Here is a 2798-nt window from a genome sequence, read left to right on the forward strand (position 1 = left end):
ACCTCAACCTCCCGCCCCCCTGCGGACGCCGCTCCTGCGGATGCCCACCCCCTTCCGCACGCCGGGTCCTCTGCGGACGCACGCTCTCCTGCGGAAGCTGGGTCCTCTGCGGATGCCCGCTCTCCTGCGGACGGCCCCTTCCCTGCGGACGGACGCGTCTCTGCGGACGTCGGGTTTCCTTCGGATGCCCGCTCCCCCGCGGACGTCGGTGCCAGCGGAAGCGCCCCGCCCTCGGCCGGCACCTCCAGCCATGCGGCCGATGGACCACCTGGATCAGACCCCACAGCGGCCACCCCCGAGGAGCCCCCGGCCGAAGCCTTCTGGACCGACATGGGCCGAACGGCCTACCACGAGAACCCGGACCGCTTCGCCCAAGCCGCCCTCGCAGACGACTTGGCCTACTTCCGCCAGAGCCTGACCGACTTCCAACGCCTCCACGCCCAATGACGCCATAGCGACAGCACCCCCGCCATGCCCTTGCAGTGGTAGTGCGGTGCCCTGCCGCGCCCCCGCCGTGCTCGTGCAGTGGTGCGGTGCCCCCGCGGTGCCCCCGCGGTGCCTCGCGGTGCCCCTGCAGTGCCCCTGCAGTGATGCGGTGCCCTTGCCGTGCCCTTGCCGTGGTGTGGTGCCCCTGCTGTGATGCACAGCCCCTGACGATGGGTGCTGCCTTCGTGGTGGGGCGGTGGGATGGCCCGGGGGATCGGGGGACAGGGAGGGCTCTAGCGACCCTCTGGAAGGGCGGCCTGGACCGGGGTGATGGTCCCCGTGGTGACGAGGAGGCCGCGGCCGGGGGGACCGCCGGATACGCCGCGCGGCAGGCGGATGGTGAACAGGTCGCCGTCTGCCTGGCTCTGAACCGACAGTAGGAGGCCGGTGCGCGATTTGCGGGCTTCTGCGGCGAAGCCCCGGTAGGCGACCGTCAGGTCGCTGGTGGTGCCCGCGATGAGGAGGCCGTGGTCGCCGTCTCTGCCGGTGCGTAGCTGGTCCTCCAGGGCGGTGCCGAGGGGGCCGTCCGGGTTGATCAGCTCGGCGTCGTCGATCAGGAGGACGTAGTGGCGCAGTTCGGCGACGAGCTCCTGGAGGTTGGTGGCGTTGGCGTCGAGAATGGCCACGGCGGCGTCGAGATCACGCAGAGGGCTCCGCCTGGGCGCGATGGCGATCACCGGTGTGCCCGCATCGATCAGGGAGTGAGCGGCGGTCATCAGGACAGAGGATCGGCCGGACCGCGCGGGCCCGGCGATCACCGCCGCGGGACCGTACGCCATCAGGTCGAGGCCGACAGGGGAGAGGGCGTCGCCGCCCGCACCCACCAGCGCCCAGAGCGGGGACGGCGGGCTGAAAGCCGGGTCCAGTGCCAGTGCCTGGCCGGCGGTGATGCGCAGCGGCAGGGCGTCCACGCGCAGGGGTGGCTCGCCCGCCCAATGCCACGCTCCCGGCCCCGCGGGAGCACCCCGCTTGTGGGCCGGGCCGGAGCGGTGGGAGCTGTCCGGACGTCTCGGGGACGACAGGGCCTGCGAAGAGGCGTCGGCGGCCGTCGACGCCCCCTCCGACATCGACGCCCCGTCCGGCGTCGAAGCCCCACCCGCTACCGAAGTGTCCCCGGGCATCGACGCATCCTGTGGCATCGAGGTGCTCCCGTGGATCTGGGTGCCCCCAGGGGGTGAGGTGCTTCCGGGGGGCGAGGCGTCTCCGGGGAGTGAGGCGTCTCCAGGGGGCGAGGTGCTGCCCGAGGGGGAAGCGTTGCCGTACGGGGCGGCATTGGGCTGCGGTGCCGGGGACGGGGCCGCGTCAAAGGCGGGGTGAGGGGACGGGACGCGCGCCATGTGGGGATGCGTGAGGTGGTCGGCGGACGGGATGGGCGTGGCGCGGGCGAGGGACTGGAGGACGGCCACCTGGGCGGGACCGGCCGGGTCGGGGCTGAGAAGGGCGATCTGGTGCTCGACGATGCCGTGCTCGCCCATGGACAGGGCACGGCCGGGGGGCATGGACGAGGGCAGGCCCTTCAGGGGGAAGCCGGCCAGGCCGTAGTCGGACGGGTCGGAGAGGCGCAGGAGGAGGCGGTCGTCGAAGACCGTCGAGACCTGGCCGAGCAGGGACGAGCGGTCGCCGGTGACCACGCCCCGCAGCCCCACCGCGGGGCCCTCGCGCAGGAGCTGGAGCAGGGATTCCAGCAGCCGGCCGTAGTCGTAGTTCTCGAACGCCGCGACGTAGCCCTCCCAGCGGTCGAGCATCAGGACCAGCCACGGGAGGCGGTGGCCGGCTTGGCGGTATTCGGCCAGCGAGGCGTGGCCGGCCTCCGCGAGGAGCTGCTGGCGGCGGCCGACTTCCGTACGGAGGCGGGTGAGGAGGCGTTCGACGCGGTCCAGTTGGTCGCGGGTGACGACGGCGCCGCAGTGCGGCATCGCCACGAGGGGGAGCAGGGCGCCGGAGCCGCAGTCGATGGCGTGGACGTGGACGTCCGACGGGAGGGTGTAGGCGGCGATGGCGCCCGCGATGGTGCGCAGGGCCGTGGACCTGCCGCTGCGGGGCGCGCCCGCGATGAGCAGGTGGCCGCCGTGCGCCAGGTCGAGGGTGAGCGGGCGCCGGTCCTGAGCCCAGGGGCGGTCGGTCATGCCGAAGGGAAGCGGTTCCAGCTCGCCGGACCGGGGGTTGCCCGGCGATCGGGATCCGTAGGGCTCCACGAAGGTGGTGACGGCCGGCGGTCCGGTCAGCGGCGTCGCGCCGGGCGAGCCCGGGGATGGTGTCGCGCCGTTCGGGATCGCCGCGGGTGGGGTGGGGTCGTACGGCCCGGCCATGGG

1 protein-coding gene is annotated in these 2798 nt (G+C 73.7%); it reads right to left on the reverse strand.

What is annotated here, in order from left to right:
* Nucleotides 1–719: 719 nt before the first annotated feature.
* On the reverse strand, nucleotides 720–2798 hold a 2079-nt coding region (locus ADY59_RS47000; RefSeq protein ID WP_269433701.1), incomplete at its 5' end, for an FtsK/SpoIIIE domain-containing protein.

This window comes from Nonomuraea sp. SBT364 (assembly GCF_001083785.1).
Classification (GTDB): domain Bacteria; phylum Actinomycetota; class Actinomycetes; order Streptosporangiales; family Streptosporangiaceae; genus Nonomuraea.